This window comes from Thauera sp. GDN1, from assembly GCF_029223545.1.
Classification (GTDB): Bacteria; Pseudomonadota; Gammaproteobacteria; order Burkholderiales; family Rhodocyclaceae; genus Thauera.
In genome coordinates, this window is sequence record NZ_CP097870.1 from 1,760,439 (window position 1) to 1,777,835 (window position 17,397).

Consider the following 17,397-nt stretch of genomic DNA (forward strand, 5'->3'; position numbering starts at 1 on the left):
CAGCGGCCAGATGCACTGCGCGCTGGCCGGTGCGCTCAGAGTTCGCGGTCCTGGACCGCAGCGCCCGCCGAGTATTCCGGACGCATCTGCGGGAACAGGATCACGTCGCGGATCGCCGGTGCGTCGGTGAGCAGCATCACCAGGCGGTCGATGCCGATGCCGCAGCCGCCGGTCGGGGGCAGGCCGTATTCCAGCGCGCGGATGTAGTCGGCGTCGTAGTACATCGCTTCCTCGTCGCCGGCTTCCTTGGCCTCGACCTGGGCGCGGAAGCGCGCGGCCTGGTCCTCGGGGTCGTTGAGCTCGGAGAAGCCGTTGGCGATCTCGCGGCCGACGATGAAGAGTTCGAAGCGCTCGGTGATCTCGGGGTCGGTGTCCGAGGCGCGCGCCAGCGGCGAGACCTCCACCGGGTAGTCGATGATGAAGGTCGGCTCCCACAGCTCGGCTTCGGCGCAGGCCTCGAACAGCTGCAGCTGCAGGCTGCCCAGCCCGCCCGGCTTGACCTTCTCGCCGAAGGCGACGATCTTCTCCTTCAGCCACGCGGCGTCGGCCAGCTGTTCCTCGGTGAAGCCCGGGTGGTACTTGCGGATCGCCTGCACGATGGTGAGGCGGTGGAAGGGCTTCGACAGGTCGAGCTCGCGCCCCTGGTAGACGAAGGATTCGGTGCCCAGCGCCTCGCGTGCGGCCTGGCGGATCAGGCCCTCGGTGAAGTCCATCAGCGTCTTGTAGTTCGCGTACGCCTCGTAGAACTCCATCATGGTGAATTCGGGGTTGTGGCGCGGGCTGAGGCCTTCGTTGCGGAAGTTGCGGTTGACCTCGAACACCTTCTCGAAGCCGCCCACCACCAGGCGCTTCAGGTACAGCTCCGGCGCGATGCGCAGGAACAGCTCCATGTCGAGCGCGTTGTGGTGGGTGATGAAGGGCTTGGCCGCTGCGCCACCGGGAATGGGGTGCATCATCGGCGTCTCGACCTCGAGGAAGCCGTGGCCGGTCATGTAGTTGCGGATCGACTGCACCATGCGGCTGCGCGCCACGAAGGTGAAGCGCGTCTGCTCGTTCATGATCATGTCGACGTAGCGCTGGCGGTACTTCTGCTCGACGTCGGTGAGGCCGTGGAACTTGTCCGGCAGCGGGCGCAGGCTCTTGGTCAGCAGGCGGATCTCGGCGGCCTTGACCGACAGCTCGCCGGTCTTGGTCTTGAACACGGTGCCGACGCAGCCGACGATGTCGCCGATGTCCCAGGTCTTGAACTGGGCATACACGTCCTCGCCCACGCCGTCGCGCTGCACGTAGAGCTGGATGCGGCCCGACAGGTCCTGGATGGTGACGAAGCTCGCCTTGCCCATCACGCGCTTCAACATGATGCGCCCGGCAACCTTGACCTCGACCGGGGTGGCCTCCAGCGCGTCGGCTTCCTTGTCGCCGTAGAGCTCGTCGAGCTTGCCGGCGGTGTTCTCGCGCGAGAAGTCGTTGGGGAAGGCGCGGCCACTGGCACGCCAGGCGGCGAGTTTCTCGCGGCGCTCGGCGATCAGGTGGTTTTCGTCCTGGGGCTGGGTGTTGGTCTGGTCGGCCATGGCTCGGTGTTCGATGCGGAGGAATCGGATGCGTGGCGGCAAGGCGCCGGCGCGAAAGGCGTAATTGTGGCAGGGCCGGGAGGTCGGGGCAATTGCCGGGGCCGCGTGGGCAGGGGGCGCGAGGCGCACATGGCGAGGGTACGGCTGGATAAGGTCCCCGGAGCGCGCCCTTGATGGCGGTTCAGAACAAGCCTTCCTGTTCGCCCTTCTGGCCGCTCGAGCGCATCGCCGCGGCGAGCGCGATGAGGGCGGGGGGCAGCGTTTCTCTTTCCAGTCGATCGAGCAGGGCGAGATCGCGCATGCTCAAGTCCCGCCTTGCGGGCAGGCGTTCGAGGGCGTCGGCGTCCATCCGGTCTGGCGCCCAGGGCAGCCCGAGCGCCTGCCACGCCGATCCGGCGAGCATGGCGATGGCGATTCCGTCCGGGTCCGGATCGCAGGCGATGAATGCCGGCGCGGGCCCGAGGCGCAGCAGGTGGCACATGGCCTTCGACCACCATCCGGGCGGATAGCCCGGCAGCCAGACCAGGGCTTCATCGGCGGGAAGCTTCGTCGCGAGCCGGTCGAAGACCGTGCGGTTCTCCACCAGGCGCCAGCAGCGCGGCGCCGGCTCGATCTTCACCATGGCCGAGACGGCAGCAGGGGGCAGGCCGATGAAGGCCGGGAGGGCGCCGAGGTCCAGGCTGCCGTTGTGCGTGCGTGCCGTGAACGTCGCCCGCAGCAGCATGATTGGCGCGTGGGCGACGATGCCGTCGGCGGCGAGGTCGAAGCGCTCTTCCAGCCAGGTCCAGTCCGCATCGGTGATGGCCTTGGTGTCGCCGCGCGCGAACAGGGAGAAGTCGCGCCGGGTGCCCGCGCGCGGGGCGGCGGCATCCGGTCCCGCATCACGCCAGCGTGCGAGCGCGTCGAGCAGGTCGGCGCGTGCCAGCGCGGTCTTCGGCGCACAGCTATCGAGATCGCGGGCGGCCGCCGCGAGATCGGCGTCCGCGTAGTCGAGGGTGTCGCGCCGCAGCTGCCAGGCGCGCAGGTCGGCATCGGGCTCGGGCAGACCGAGGTGCCGGCGGAGTGCCGCTGGATCCGTGAAGCGCAGCCGCTTCAGCATCCATCCGCCGCGGTCGCGGACTTCCTCGGCCTCGATCTGGCCATGGGCCAGCAGATCCTCGTACAAGGCGAGCGCGGTGTTGGCGCCTTCGGCCCCGGCCTTGCGCAACAGGCTGTCCCACTGCAGGCGAGTGTCGGCGCCGGGTGCGCTCTTGAGCCACTGCGCTGCCAGGCGTCGCCACACCGTTGGCCAGACCTCGGTGTCCGCAGGCTGGACGCGAAGTGCACGGAGCAGCCTGCGTCCGCGCAGGCTCGAGGCGTTGGCCTTGCCGAGCACGGCGGTGGAGATGCCGCGCGCGTCGGGTGCGCTCCAGGCGATCGCGTCCGGGCTCATTTTCCCTGCCTCAATCCACTGCCCGCTGCAGTACGCCGATCGGCGGCGCCCAGTCGCTGCCCGGCTGCTTCTTGCGCGTGACCAGGGTGAGCTGCGCCGGGGCGAAGACGTTGGCGTTGTGGGTGACCGGGGTGGTGATCAGGTACTGCGCGCGGGTGGCGCGCAGGAAGGTGCCGACGCGGTCGATGTTGGCGACGTCCAGGTGGGCGAAGGGTTCGTCGATGAAGACGAAGCCGCCCGGGCGGGATTCGTCCATCAGCAGCGCGATCAACAGGATCAGCGACTTCATCACCTGCTGGCCGCCCGAGGCCTCGCCGTCGTTGAGGCCGACCGCACCCTTGCGGTCGAAGTCGAAGCGCACCTCCAGCCCGGCCTGGGCGAGCGAGAGGTCGTCGTTGTCCAGATGCGGGGTGGGGCAGTCGACGCTGAGGTTGGCGAGTTCGCCGAGCGCCTTCAGGTTCTTCGCATACTGGCGCACGGTGGCGCGCAGCTTGGCGATGTAGGCGGCACGCGCGTTGTCGGTGTGCAGGCGCGCCGTGGTGCAGTAGCCCTGGCGGTTCTGGTAGTCGCGCTCGCGCAGCGCGACCTCGGCGGCGAGGCGGTCGCGCACGACCAGCACCGCGGGGTCGGTGATCCAGTCGCCCTCGTCCAGGTGGCGGCGCAGGCGCTCGAGCTGCAGGCGGGCGCCACGGGCGTCGCCGTACTTGTCGGCGAGCAGCGCGAGTTCGCTGGCGTCCAGCCAGTGCGCGGGCATGCCGCCGCGACGGCGGCGCAGCTTCAAGATGCGCTCGGCCTGGGCGTGGCGGCGCGGGCCGTGCTCGCGGGCGATGTCGGCCAGGCGCAGCTCGATGGCCTTGAGCTCGCGGTTGCGGCGCTCGAGCTCGATCTGGATGCCGTTGAGCTTGTCGGAAAGACGGTCCATCTCGCCGCGCGTCTCGCTGCGCTCGGCGATCGCCTCGGTGAGCGCCTTGCGCGCGGCGGGCCGTTCGGCCTCGGCGCTGGCGTAGGTCTCGGCCTTGGCGGCGAGCAGCTGCGCCGACTGCAGGCCGAGCAGGCGCTGGCGGATCGAGGTCAGGCGCGCCGCAGCGGCGTCGAGCTTGGGGCGCAGGGCCTGGAGCTGCTTGTCGAGGCCGGCGATCTCGTCCTGCAGCGCGGCGATGCGCGACTGGCGGGCGAGCTCGCCGAAGTGGAACTCCTGCGGCCGGCCGAGGTGACGGGCGCCGCGGCGTTCGCGGTGGTAGCCGTCGCGGGTGATCCATTCCTGCTCGCGCGGCAGCTCGCGCGCGGCCTCGGCATTTTCGACACGACGGATGCGGTTGAGCAGGTCGGCGAGCCAGCGCGGCACCGGGGCGCCGAATTCCACCACCTCGGCCAGGCTCATCGGCCGCGGCGGCGGGGCGGTCTCGCGTTCGGGCACGATGAAGTGGCGGAAGCGCTCGCGCTCGCCGAGCGCCCAGGCGAGGTGGCGGTCGGCTTCGCGCTCGAGCAGGATCAGGTGGCGGTAGGGGCGCAGGATGGCTTCGAGCGCCGCCTGCCAGGCGGGGTCGGTGACTTCCACGACCTCGGCGAGGCTTCTGTGCGCGATCCCCTCGGCGCTGAGCCTGACGCGAAAGCGCGCGACCTCGGCGTCGCCCGGCGGGCCGGCGCGCTTGCGTTCGCCGCGCAGGGTGTCGGTCCTGTCCTCGAAGGCGGCGACCAGCTCGCGCTCCTTGCGGCGCAGGGCGGCGAGCGCGGCATCGGCCTCCTCGTGCTCCTTCTCCAGCGCCACCGCGTCGGCGCCGTGCTCGCTGGCGAGCTGGGCGCGCAGCAGGTCGCGCTCCTCGAGCAGCTTGTCGAGGTCGCGCACGCGGTCGTGGGCCGCGAGGTAGCGCTGTTCGGAAGCGGTGTCGCTTTCCTTCAGGCGCTTGCGTTCGGCCTGCGCAGCCTCCTGCTCGTTGCGCACGACGTCCAGGCGCTGGCGGGATTCGCGCTGCTCCGCCTGCTTCTCGGCGCGCTCGCGGCCGACGCGGTGCAGGGCCTCGCGCTCGGCGGCGATCTCGCGTTCCAGTTCGGCGATCTCCAGGCGCGGCACGATCTCGGCCGCCAGTGCCTGGGCCTCGTCGGCGAGCTGCTTCCATTCCAGAAAGCGGTTGGCCTCGGCCTTCTTCTCCTCGGCCTGGGTCTTGAGGCGGTCGAGGTCGATGCCGAGTTCGCCGAGTTCGCGCTCGGCGGATTTCTGTTCCTCGCGCGCGGCCTGGTAGTTGTCCAGCACCTCCTTGTCGCCGAAGACGTCGAACACCAGCTCGAGCAGGGCCTTGGGCGAGTACTCGCACAGCTTGTCGGTGTCGCCCTGTTCCAGCGCCAGCACCTTGGTGATCGCCGGGGTCAGGCCGCCCCAGGCCAGGCGGTTCTGGTAGTCGCGCAGGCCGATCCAGTCGCTGGTCTGCTCGAGCGCCTCGATCGGCAGGTTGCCGTCGACGATGGTGTAGTCGCGGATCCAGTCGCCGCCGGCCTTGCGGATGCGGCAGGCGAGCGTGACCTCGTCGGCCAGGCAGGGGAAGAAGGGCCGCCTGCCGCTGTGCCCGGGCTGGTTGGCGACCACCGCGCGGATCCACGCGAAGCTGCGCTCGGCGCGGCGCACGTAGCGGCGGAAGTCGCGCTTGCCCGAGCAGCGCAGCGCGAACAGCGTGCGCAGGGCGTCGAGCAGGGTGGTCTTGCCCGAGCCGTTGGGGCCGACGATGGTGATGATCTGCGCGTCCAGCGGCAGCGAGAAGCGCCGCCAGAAATCCCAGTGGACGAGCTCGAGGGTCTTGATGTGGAACATGGGTCGCCGGAAGCGTCGGGGTTTCAGCGCCGCTGCAGCAGCAGCCCGCACTCGAGGTGGTGGGTGTAGGGGAACTGGTCGAAGGCCGCCGCTGCCGCAATGCGGTGTGTCTCCGACAGCGCGGCGACGTTGGCGCGCAGGGTCTCCGGGTTGCAGGAGATGTAGAGGATGTTGTCGAAGCCTCTGGCCAGCGCGATCGTGCCGTCATCCAGGCCGGCGCGCGGCGGGTCGACGAAGAGCGTGGAGAAGCGGTAGCCCGCGAGATCGACGCCCGCCATGCGGCGGTATTCGCGGCCGCCGGCCAGCGCGTCGCTGATCTCCTCGCTCGCCATGCGCACCATGGTGACGTTGTCCACGCCGTTGTCGGCGAGGTTGGTGTGCGCGGCGCGCACCGAGGTCTTGCTCATCTCGGTGGCGAGCACGCGGCCGAACAGCGGCGCCAGCGCGACGGTGAAGTTGCCGTTGCCGCAGTAGAGTTCGAGCAGGTCGCCCGCGCCTTGCGGGGCAGCGCCCACGCTCTTCGCCTGCGCGCGCGCCCAGGACAGCATGTGCTGGTTCACGCCGCCGTTGGGCTGGGTGAAGCTGCCTTCGAACTGCTGGTAGCGCAGGCGCGCGCCGTCGACCTCCAGCTCCTCCTGCACCCAGTCGCGCTCGAGAACGAGCTTCTGCTTGCGGCTGCGGCCGATGAGCCGGATGTCCAGCGCCGCGGCGAGCTCCCGTGCTGCGGCCTCCCAGGCCTCGTCGAGCGGGCGGTGGTAGACCAGGCTGACCAGGCACTCGCCGCTCAGGGTGGCGAGGAACTCGACCTGGAAGATCTTGCGCCGCAGCGGTTCGCTCGCCTGGAGCGCGTCGCGCAGGCGCGGCATCAGGGTGGCGATGGGTTCTGCGGCGGCGGGGAAGGTCTCGAGCAGGATGGGCTGCTTCGGGTCGGCGCTGTCGAACATCGCGTAGTCGATGCGGCCTTCGTGGTGCCACAGGCGGAACTCGGCGCGCAGGCGGTAGTGCAGCGGCGCGGAGCGGAAGACCGCGGGCTCGGGCAGCGCGAACTCGGCGAAGTCGGCGCGGTAGCGCGCGAGCTTGGCGGCGAGCTGCTCCTCGTAGCGGGCGGGGTCGATGTCGGGCAGGGGCATGGATTAGCGGGATCTTGTGACGGAAATGCGGGGTGGCCGCGCCGCGGCGACGGACGCTATGAGAGCGATCACGCGTCCTCCGTGGGAGCGTCCTCGTCGGTCAGCGCATCGGCATGTTCGAAGGCATTGGCCTCGGGCAGCGCGTGGCCGGCGGCGGCGAGCACCTCGCCGAGCGTGCCGTGGATGATGCGGTCGGCCATCACCCGGTAGTCGAGCGCGAGGTCGAGCAGCGGGCCTTCGCCGATCAGGCCGTTGCGGCGCTCGATGAAGCCGAGGCGGGCGAGCTTGCCGAGCATGAAGTTGCGCACCTTGGTGCGTCCGCCCAGGCGCGGGCCGAAGTCGGCGATCAGCGAGGCTTCGGTGAGCGTGCCGGAGACCGTCTCGCCGTGCGCCACCGGCTTGTCGCCGCCGCCGAAGAGGTCGCTCTGGCCGTCGTCGATGAGTTCGCGGCGGCTGACCTGGCGCTCGCGCTTGGGCAGCACGATCAGCGCCCAGAGGATCACCAGCAGGGCGATCTCGTCACGGGTGAGGCCCATGTTGCTGGCGGCGTACTCGCGCCCGGCGCCGAACACCGGCTCGGCGAGCTCGGCCTCGAGCGCGACGCCGACGTGGGCGGCGTAGGGATTGTCCAGCAGGCGCAGGCCGACGTCGGCGAGGCGGCGGTCGAGCTCATGGCGGAAGGTCTCGTCCACCAGCGCGCGCCGCACCAGGCGGTCGCTGCGCGGCAGCCAGCGCTGGGCGAGCAGGCGCGCGGTCAGGGTCTTGAGTTCGTGTTCCATGGGGAATCCCGTTGGCTCAGGTCGAGGCCGTGGCGCGCGGCCGCACCTCGCCCTGCGTCATCGCGGCGATCTCGTCCTCGCCCACCGCGGTCAGCGTATCGCCGAACTCGACCTCCAGCGGCAGGCGCATGAAGGCGCCCACCGGACCATCCTCGGGGCCGGCCTCGGCGCCGTCGGCGAGCAGCGCGAGCAGGGACAGGCGGTAGCTCGCCGGCGCGAAGCCGCCGCCGGCGACGACCTGGTGCAGCGGCTGTGCGGCCGGCAGCTTCTCCAGGCGGTGGGCGAAATGTTCGAGCAGGCGCAGGTCCTCGGCCTGCAGCGTGACGTCCGCCCCGGTGCTGTCCGGCGGCGGCAGGTCGGCGTCGGCGGTGGCGGCGGCCGCCTCGCCTTCGAGCATCGCCTCGGCGCGGTCGAGCAGTTCGTGGCCGCCGGCCAGCAGCGGCAGTTCCGGCACCGCGGCGAAGGTGTCCGCCGCCAGGCCGGCGAGCGCATCTGCGCCCAGGCTGCGCAGCCAGGCGGCGACGTCCGAGGACGAGATCCCCGAGCCGCCCAGCGTCACGCGCTGCGCCTCGATCTTGTTCAGCGCGCGCTGGAAGGCGGCGTCCACCCGCGCCAGGCGCGACTGCGCCAGCCCGATGCGCTGCGCGATGCGGGCGATGTCGAAGTCGACCTCGGGGTCGGCGAGCAGGCCGTTGAGGATGTCGGTGCCGCGCTCGAGCCAGCGCCCGTTGGCCGACAGCCGGCGACGGGCGTCCAGGATGCGGAACTCGGAGCCGGAGGCGATCGCCTCCTCGAAGTGCCAGCTGAGGTCGTTGAGCTTGGACAGCAGGTGGCCGAGGGCCTCGGGGGTGATGCTGCCCACCGCCTGCAGGCCGGCGAGCTGGGCGGTCAGGAAGCCGAGTTCGGCATCCTCTTCCTCGCCGAAGCGCAGCAGCATCGCGATCGCGGCCACCGCGTTGCGGCCGACGTCGGACAGCGCGTAGTGGCCGTCCTCGCCGATCGCCAGCAGGGCGTTGTCGCGCAGGCGCTTGAGCACGGTCTCGAGCTTGACCGCGTCGAGATAGCTGAAGCGCGCGCGCAGCGCCTCCGGCGACCAGCGCGGCGAATCGGCCTCGCGGCCGATCTCGCGCAGCACCAGCAGGCGCATCAGCACCTCGGCCTCGGTGCCGCGGAACAGCGTTATGAAGGCGTCGAGCAGCGGGCGCGCCGAGGCCAGCGCCGCCAGCTCGGGCACTTCGTCGGCGTCGACGCCGGGGGCGAGGAAGTCGGACAGGAAGGGGTCGCTCAAACCGGGAACGCCCCTGCCTCAGACGCCCTGCTTCAGGCTCGCCGCGATGAAGTCGTCCAGATCGCCGTCGAGCACGGCCTGGGTGTTGCCGACCTCGTAGCTGGTGCGCAGGTCCTTGATGCGCGACTGGTCGAGCACGTAGCTGCGGATCTGGTGACCCCAGCCGATGTCGCTCTTGGAGTCTTCCAGCTTCTGCTGCTCGGACTGGCGCTTGCGCAGCTCGGCCTCGTACAGGCGCGCCTTCAGCATCGACATGGCCTCGGCCTTGTTCTTGTGCTGCGAGCGGTCGTTCTGGCACTGCACGACGATGCCGGTGGGCTCGTGCGTGATCCGCACCGCCGAGTCGGTCTTGTTGATGTGCTGGCCGCCGGCGCCCGAGGCGCGGTAGGTGTCGATGCGCAGGTCGGCGGGGTTGATCTCGATCTCGATCGAGTCATCCACCTCCGGATACACGAACACCGAGGTGAAGCTGGTGTGGCGCCGGGCGTTGGAGTCGAACGGCGACTTGCGCACCAGGCGGTGGATGCCGGTCTCGGTGCGCAGGTAGCCGTAGGCGTACTCTCCGCTGAGCTTGATCGTGCAGTTCTTGATGCCGGCGACTTCGCCCTCGGTCTCTTCCATCAGCTCGACGCTGAAGCCCTTCTTTTCCCCGTAGCGCAGGTACATGCGCTCGAGCATGCCCGCCCAGTCCTGGGCCTCGGTGCCGCCGGCACCGGCCTGGATCTCGATGAAGCAGTTGTTCGGGTCCATCGGGTTGCTGAACATGCGGCGGAACTCGAGCTTCTCGACCTCCGCCTGCAGCTCGCCCAGGTCGGCCTCGACCGCCTCGAAGGTGTCGTCGTCGTCCTCGGCCTCGGCCAGTTCGAACAGGTCCTTGAGGTCGCGCGACTGCGCGTCGATCTTCTGCAGCGTCAGCACGACGTCCTCGAGCTGGCGCTTCTCCTTGCCGAGCTCCTGGGCGCGCTCGGCGTTGTTCCAGACCGCCGGGTCTTCCAGTGCGCGGTTAACCTCTTCGAGCTTCGATGCTTTCACATCGTAGTCAAAGATACCTCCGTAGTTCGCGACCGCGGGCGGCGAGGTCGGCGAGTTTTTCGGCGATGGCGTTCTGGCGTTCGGCTTCCATGTTTGCTGCTCCGGCTGAATCAGGGAAACCGTGCATTATAGGGCCTGGCGGGTAATCACGCGCCTCCCCCAATCGCCCCCAATCGCCTTGTTGCTGCCGAGGGGTCCGGCATTGGCGCGGGTGCGGGCGTGCAGCGGCTCGAGCGCGGCGGGGGGTGCCGATCGCTAGAAGCTGAACAAGGGCCCGAGGTACAGGTACAGGCTCCCTTCTCCCGTGTCGTTGTGCCCATAGGCGAGATACAGCGGCCCGATCGGCGTGTCCGCGCCGACGAAGACGCTGCCGGCCAGGATGTGGTGTCCCGTGCCGATGTCTCCCGTCTTCGCCCAGACATTGCCCGCCTCGACGCTGGCACCCGCATAGGCCTCGAACTGCTGGATGTCGTTGATCCGGCGCATGTACACCAGCCGCGCGAGCCCTGCCTGCTGTCCGCTGAGCCTGTTTTCCTCGAAGCCCGACAGACGCAGGAAGCCGCCGAGGCCGTAAAGGCTCTGGGCAGGAGCGGTGCCATCGGTGGTCGTGTTCACGGTCAGCCCGCCTACCAGCGTGTGCCGCCCCCATGTGCGGGCCAACAGGAAGCCGGCACTGACCTGCTCGAAGTCGGTGTCCGCACCGAAGCGCTCGCGCGACACCCGCCACTCGGCTCGGGCCAGGTGCCCGCTGCGCGGGAAGTACAGGCTGTCGAGCTTGTCGTCGCTCAAGCGCAGGTAGAACTCGCCGGTGTCGAAGTCCCGACGCGGGGCAGGGGGGCCGGCACCGACCTCGATGTCGCCGCTTCGACGCAGGTAGCCCAGCCGCGCTTCGCCCCAGGAGCCGAACTGCCGTCCGACGCCCACGTCCATTCCCGGACCGCGGACATGCAATTCCGCGATTCTCTTGCCCTCATCGTCGAACGCATTCACGTTCCGCGTCTGATAGGCAAGCCGGCCGAAAGCGAAATAGCGTGCGCCGGCGTCGAGTGGCTGGAAAAGCTCCGTGAACAGCGCGGGCTCGTCGCCGATCTGGAGTCCTGCTCTCCATTCCCCGTTCAGCGCATTGATCGGAGTACGCGTATAGGTCAGCCCGAGTCTGAACGCCGCGTCGCCCTCGAAGTTGCTGGAGGTGATCAGGCCGGTCTGCAGATAGCCGGGGCCCCATGGCTTTTCCCTGGTCCGCACGACCAGCCCGGTCCTGCCGTCCTCGTCCACAATCTCGTAGCGTACGGATTCGAAGATCTCGAGTCCGTAGATCTGCTGAATGTCGTGCTCGAGCCTGCTGATGTCGAGGGGTTCGCCGGTCGTTGCAGAAAGGTGGTGCGCGACGACTTCATCACTCACCCCGGACCTGTTGTCGATGCGGACGAAGTCGATGCGTGGCGGATCCTCCCGGGTCGGGCTTCGGGCCGCCATGTGGCGCCTGAAATTCTCCTCGTTGACGGAATATCGACTCAACGCGCTGGCCGTGTCCCTCGCGGCCCGTTCGCCCAGAGGAATCGCCTCTCGCACGCGATCGAAACTTCCTGCACGGATTTCACCCAGATCGACCGAGACGCGCACATCCTCGGGGGACAGCGTCTTCAACTGCTGCCGGGAATTGATGACGAACAGGAGGTTGATCATCTGCGCGGCGACATCGAGTCCCGATGCGATCTCCTCACGCGTCAGCATGGCGGTGCCGAATTCGGACACGATCAGCACCTCGGCACCCATGTCCCGCGCCACGCTGATCGGTATGTTGTTGGCACTGCCGCCATCGACGAGCAGCCTGCCATCGAGCTCGACCGGATCGAACGCGCCCGGCACGGCCATGCTGGCGCGAATCGACCGCGAAAGGCTGCCCGACTCGAGGATGACCTCCTCGCCGGTCTCGAGGTCGGCGGCGACGGCGCGAAATGGGATCGGCAACTTGTCGAAATCGCTGACGGAAGCAACCTGCCGGGTCAGCCGGTTCAGCTGCAGATCGAACTTCTGACCCTGGATATAGGCCAGCGGCAGCTTGATCTTGCCGTCGCCGAAACCAGGCTTGGCCTTGAACATGTACAGGGCATCGTCGCTCTTGCGCCTGAAGGAGCGATCGGCGCGGCTGGGAGAATCGACGAACAGATCGGTCCAGTCGATCTCCTCGATGGCGCGCTCGATATCCTCCGGTGTCATGCCCGCGGCGTACAGCCCGCCGACGATGGCGCCCATGCTGGTGCCGACAACGTAGTCAACCGGAATGCGCAACTCCTCGAGCACCTTGAGCACGCCCACGTGGGCCGCGCCCTTCGCCCCGCCACCGGCGAGCACCAGCCCGACTTTCGGGCGCGCCTGCTCCCCTTGCACGCCCGGCGTCGCCCCGGCGATCTCCGTTGCCGCGCCAAGCCCCTGGGCAAGGCAGACGAGCAGGGCGCAACACAGTGATTGAAGGCCATATCGAACACGCCGCGCTACTGGATCGGTCCTCATCTCGCTTTCCTCAGCCATTTCCGACGACGGTCGCAGCCATGATCGCGCTCGGATACTCGGGGCGATCTGATCTGTGTCAGTGCTCGACCAGCAAGTCGGCATCCCGAACCACTCGCGATGAGCGATCCCTCGCACATCGCGCATCACCAGCACCCCCTCGGCCGCGGGGCGGACCGCTGCTGCCGTCGAGCCCACCCGATGGCCGCGGATCGTAGAGTGATGGCATGGCGTCACCATCATCTTCTTGCCGCCCCCGGCTTCGCGCCCGCTACTTCATCCGCAGCGTGATCTTGCTCACGTCGGGACATGTATGCGCGCGTGGAGCTTTGGTGAATGTATCTATATCATCACGAATGGCGACTTTGTTGAGTTGGTGCGAAATACCGTGACCAGCCCGAGCGGCCCTTGATCCTGAACTTTCGCTAGTCATGAAGCATCCGTTCTTCGCTTTCATGGGGACGAGTTACCCCATCCATCTCGAACGCGAGTTCGAGCGCATCCTGGTCAGGATCGAGGCGCTCTGGGAAACGCCCGAGATCCACGACTACTTCACCGACCTGCTGATCGACAAGCGGGGAGGGCGCAAGGGTTTTCCCGCGCCGGTGCTTGCCGACATCATTCGCCTGCGTGACGCGCGCGAACTGCAGACCTTCAAGGAGGCCGAGCGCAAGGAATACGCCTTGCAGGAACTGACCTCGCTGGGCATCGCGTTCCTGCACAAGAACTTCGTCAATGCGCTCGAAGAGGGGGACCAGCACGTCGTGGACCTGTTCGTGCGGGCGAACATCAATGTGAACAAGCCGCTCGAAGACGGTACGCCACCGCTCCTGTTCGCGCTCACACGGGGCCTGACCATCGCCGCGCAGATCCTCATCAACGGCAATGCCGATCCGAACGCGAGGGGGCCGCTCGGACTGACGCCCCTGCTGGTCGCCTGCGGCAAGGCGACGGTGGGTTACAGGGCCGCGGTGGAACTGTTGCTGCGCAAGGGGGCGCATGTGAATGTGCGCGACCCGCTGGGCAATACGCCGCTGACCCTCGCGATCAGCGGTGGCACGCCGGACATCGCCCTGATGTTGCTCGAGCTGGGCGCAGATCCCTTCGCGGGACCCCGCAACGGCGAGACGCCCCTGTCCCTGGCCCTGAAGCTCGGCGACGAGGAGCTCCTCGCCGTCCTGCGCGAGCGGCTCGCGCAGGCGCGGTCGCCTTCGCCGCGTCTCGCCCCGCAGCCGGACGCTGCCTGATCGATGTCGACTTCCGCTGGCTCCCCTCGTCCCGACTTCGACATCGTTCCCTGGAACTCGAGCTTCGAGACGGGCGTCGGCCTCATCGACGAGCAGCATCGCCACCTGGTGGATCTGATCAATGATCTGGCTCGCCAGTATGTCCGTGGCCTGGATCCGGGTGGCGCCCAGCGCATCGTGGGGGCGCTGGCGGACTACACCGCCTACCACTTCGACGCCGAGGAAGCCCTTTGGGCCGAGGCTCTGCAGGATGATCAGTGGGCCGTGGCGCACCGGCGCGCGCACCAGGGCTTCGTGGACAAGGTGCGCGGCCTGCAGGCGGACCTGAGCCGGCACGAGGCCTTGCCGGCACTGGACGACCTGCTGTCCTTCCTGACGCGCTGGCTGGCCCATCACATCCTGTACGACGACAAGCGGATGGCGACCGCGCTGCTGGCGGTACGCCAGGGCGTGGGGGTGGGCGGCGCCAAGCAGCATGCGGTCGAAGCGATGAGCGGACAGGCTTCGGTGCTCATCCAGAGTGTGCTCTCGATGTACGAGCTGCTGTCGACCCGCACGCTGGCCCTGGAGCGCGAAACCTTTGCCCGGCACCGTGCCGAACAGGCCTTGCGCGAGCAGGACGAACGCTGGGAGGCGGCGGTCGGCGTCAGCCGCGACACCTTGTGGGATTGCGACTTGCGCGAGGTCGCGCTCCCTGAGCCCGGGCACGTCGATCATTGGTCGCTGCCGGCCGGGATGGCCTTTCTGGAGGACGGCGAGCAGCGGATCCATGCCGAGGACTGGCCTCGCCTGCGCAGCCACCTGCTCGCGCATCTCCTCGGCCATGGCGAGGCGTTCAGCGATCAGTACCGGGTGGTGGATGCGCAGGGCGGCGTGCGCTGGCTGCAGTCGCGCGGCAAGGTGGTGGCGCGCGACACCGGGGGGCGGCCGCTGCGCATGGTCGGTACCCAGACCGACATCAGCGAGCGCAAGACGGCCGAACTCGCGCTCCAGCGCGAGCGCGACACGCGCACGATCATCAGCGACTTCGCCGCCGACTTCATGGCCTCGTCCCTGGGCGACTTCGACGCTGCGATCAGGCGCGCGCTCGAGCGCAGCGGCACCTACCTGCAGGCGGACCGGAGCTACGTGTTCCTGCTCACCGGTGACGGTGAATACATGAACAACACCCATGAGTGGTGTGCGCCCGGCATCCGCCCCAAGATCGACCATCTGCAAGGGATTCCCGCGGACGCCACCCCCTGGTGGTGGGCCCAACTGCGTGACCCCGGGTACGTGCTGGTGCGTCGTGTGGCCGACATGCCGCCCGAGGCTCACGCCGAGCAGGCCATCCTGCAAGCGCAGGACATCCAGTCGGTCTGCGTCCATCCGCTGCGCGCAGGGGGCAGGATCGTAGGCTTCCTGGGCAACGATTCAGTGCTCCGGGAACGCCAGTGGGGGGCGGACGTCCTGCACTTCCTGAGCCTGATGAGCGACCTGCTCGGCATCGCACTGGAGCATCGGCAGGTGCACCAGCAACGCGCACAGGCCCTGCACCGGCTCGAACGCGCCGAGCAACAGGCGCACCTCGGGCATTGGATCCTCGATCCGGCTAGCGGTCGGGCGACGTGGTCGGCCGAAGTCTTCCGGATCCTGGAGCGCTCGCCCGGGAGCGTCGTTCCCAGCCACGAGGCCTATCTGGAAAGCGTCCACCCGGAGGACAGGCAGGCCGTTCACCAGGCGCTCGAGCAGGCGCAGGCCAGTCTCGGCAGGATGCATGTCGAGCATCGGGTCCTGCTCGAAGGCGGCCGCCAGAAGCATGTGGAGGTCAGGGGACAGTTCTCCGCCGGCGAGGAGGGGCGTGCGGCCCTGATCGAGGGCACGGTGCAGGACGTCAGCGACAAGGCGAGGCATCAGGAGGAACTTCAGCGCCTGGCCTTCCAGGACCCGCTCACCGGATTGCCGAACCGCCGCGCGCTGGAGGAAACCCTGCGCCGCGAGATGCAGCACGCACAGCGTCATGGCGAGGTCCTGGCCATGGCGCTGGTGGACCTGGACAACTTCCGCGAAGCCACCGAGCGCTTCGGCCCGGCGCTGGGCGACCGTCTGCTGCTGGCACTGAGCCAGCGCATGCGCGTGCTGTTCGACCAGCCGGGCGCCGTGAGCCGTGTCGGCGGGGACGAATTCGTGGTGCTGTTCACCCGTCTGCAGCAGCCCAAGGCCCATGTCGTGCAGGTCAAGCGCCTGCTCGCGGCGATCAACGAGCCGCTGAGCATCGACGGCGTCGAGCTCGCGATCGGCGCCAGCGTGGGCGTCACCGAGTTCCCCCAACCCATGGCCGTATCGGGCGACCAGCTGCTGCGCCAGGCCCAGCAAGCCCTGTTCGACGCCAAGCTGCATGGCAAGAACCGCTATCACCTGTACGACGCCACCTGGGAAAAGGACACCCGTGTCCTGGCCGAGCGCCTGGACGAGATCCAGGCTGCGCTGCGTGGGGACGAATTCGTCCTCCATTACCAGCCCAAGGTGAACATGCGCACCGGCGTCGTGATCGGCGCCGAGGCCCTGATCCGCTGGCAGAAGCCCTCGGGTCAGCTGCTTGGCCCCGCCGACTTCCTGCCGATCGTGCAGGACCACCCGCTCGAGGTCGCGCTCGGAGACTGGGTGATCGAGGCCGCCCTCACGCAGATGCGGGCCTGGCAGGCGCAGGGCCTGCACCTGCAGATCAGCGTGAATGTGAGCAGCCTGCAACTGCTCGACGATGCGTTCGTGGACAAGCTGCAGGCCCTGTTGTCGGAATTCCCCGATGTGGCGCCGGCTGCCCTGCAGCTGGAGATCCTGGAGAGCAGTGCGCTGCAGGACATCGCCAGGGTCTCGCGCATCATGCAGCGGTGCCGCGAATTGGGCGTCAGTTTCGCGTTGGACGACTTCGGCACGGGCTTTTCGTCACTCGCCTATCTGAAGCACCTGCCGGCGAGCGTGCTCAAGATCGACCAGGGCTTCGTGCGCGACGTGCTCGCCAGCCCGGACGACCTGTCCATCATCTCGGGCGTGGTCGGCATGGCCAAGGCCTTCGGCCTGCAGGTGATCGCGGAAGGGGTGGAAACCGTGGAGCACGGCGAGCTCCTGCTGCATCTGGGCTGCGAACAGGCCCAGGGCTATGGCATTGCCCGCCCCATGCCGGCGGCGGCCTTGCCCGGCTGGATCGCTGGCTGGAAGCCGGAGCCGTCGTGGCGCGCACAGCCTGCGATCGACGTACGCGACATGCCGCTGCTGCACGCCATGGTCGAACATCGAGGCTGGCTGCTGCGACTGGAGCAATGGCTGTGCGGCCACAGCGAGCGTGCGCCGCTCATGGACCATCGCCAGTGCGGACTGGCCCACTGGATGAATGGCGACGGACGATCCCATACCATCCACCGTCCGGAGTATCAGCGACTCTTCCGTCTGCACCGTGAGGTGCACCAGCTGGGCCACGACGCCTTGTCCGCACGGGGGCAGGGCAGGATGGATTCTGCGCTGGCCCTGCTGCCGCGCCTGCGCAGCCAGTGCGAGGGCCTGGTGGCGGAGCTGAGGGCGCTGCTCCGGCGCGCGCAGCGCTAGTTGGCCCCCACCGCTGCGGCGC

Annotated in this window: 10 protein-coding genes; 2 read left to right on the top strand and 8 right to left on the bottom strand. The window is 68.7% G+C overall.

Annotated features, from left to right (window positions below):
* Positions 1-35: 35 nt before the first annotated feature.
* The 8 genes from lysS to CKCBHOJB_RS08110 all read right to left on the bottom strand — a co-directional run bounded on the left by lysS (position 36) and on the right by CKCBHOJB_RS08110 (position 12,549).
* Positions 36-1,571: a lysine--tRNA ligase gene (gene lysS, locus CKCBHOJB_RS08075; RefSeq protein WP_281051457.1), complete on the bottom strand. Its 1,536-nt coding sequence runs from the start codon at positions 1,569-1,571 to the stop codon at positions 36-38.
* Positions 1,572-1,752: 181 nt separating this feature from the next.
* Positions 1,753-3,003, bottom strand: coding sequence for a hypothetical protein (locus CKCBHOJB_RS08080; RefSeq protein WP_281051458.1), 1,251 nt, complete (start codon positions 3,001-3,003; stop codon positions 1,753-1,755).
* 10 nt (positions 3,004-3,013) lie between these two features.
* Positions 3,014-5,806 carry an AAA family ATPase gene (locus CKCBHOJB_RS08085; protein ID WP_281051459.1) on the bottom strand — a complete coding sequence of 931 codons (2,793 nt, stop codon included), beginning with the start codon at positions 5,804-5,806 and terminating at the stop codon, positions 3,014-3,016.
* 23 nt (positions 5,807-5,829) lie between these two features.
* A complete protein-coding gene (trmA, locus tag CKCBHOJB_RS08090; protein WP_281051460.1) occupies positions 5,830-6,936 on the bottom strand; it encodes a tRNA (uridine(54)-C5)-methyltransferase TrmA in 1,107 nt (368 codons plus the stop codon).
* A 68-nt stretch (positions 6,937-7,004) separates the two neighbouring features.
* Positions 7,005-7,715 carry a hypothetical protein gene (locus tag CKCBHOJB_RS08095; protein ID WP_281051461.1) on the bottom strand — a complete coding sequence of 237 codons (711 nt, stop codon included), beginning with the start codon at positions 7,713-7,715 and terminating at the stop codon, positions 7,005-7,007.
* 16 nt (positions 7,716-7,731) lie between these two features.
* Positions 7,732-9,003, bottom strand: a complete 1,272-nt coding sequence (locus CKCBHOJB_RS08100) for a hypothetical protein (protein WP_281051462.1) — start codon at positions 9,001-9,003, stop codon at positions 7,732-7,734.
* 18 nt (positions 9,004-9,021) lie between these two features.
* A protein-coding gene (gene prfB, locus CKCBHOJB_RS08105) for a peptide chain release factor 2 (protein WP_281051463.1) occupies positions 9,022-10,126 on the bottom strand; the annotation gives its coding sequence in 2 pieces (ribosomal slippage) (positions 9,022-10,044 and positions 10,046-10,126; 1,104 coding nt in all).
* 164 nt (positions 10,127-10,290) lie between these two features.
* A complete protein-coding gene (locus CKCBHOJB_RS08110; protein ID WP_281051464.1) occupies positions 10,291-12,549 on the bottom strand; it encodes a patatin-like phospholipase family protein in 2,259 nt (752 codons plus the stop codon).
* 428 nt (positions 12,550-12,977) lie between these two features.
* Here CKCBHOJB_RS08110 and CKCBHOJB_RS08115 point away from each other — a divergent pair, with 428 nt between their 5' ends.
* Together CKCBHOJB_RS08115 and CKCBHOJB_RS08120 are read left to right on the top strand one after the other, a co-directional pair.
* Positions 12,978-13,793, top strand: coding sequence for an ankyrin repeat domain-containing protein (locus tag CKCBHOJB_RS08115; RefSeq protein ID WP_281051465.1), 816 nt, complete (start codon positions 12,978-12,980; stop codon positions 13,791-13,793).
* Positions 13,794-13,796: 3 nt separating this feature from the next.
* Positions 13,797-17,375, top strand: coding sequence for a bacteriohemerythrin (locus tag CKCBHOJB_RS08120; RefSeq protein WP_281051466.1), 3,579 nt, complete (start codon positions 13,797-13,799; stop codon positions 17,373-17,375).
* Positions 17,376-17,397 lie beyond the last annotated feature (22 nt).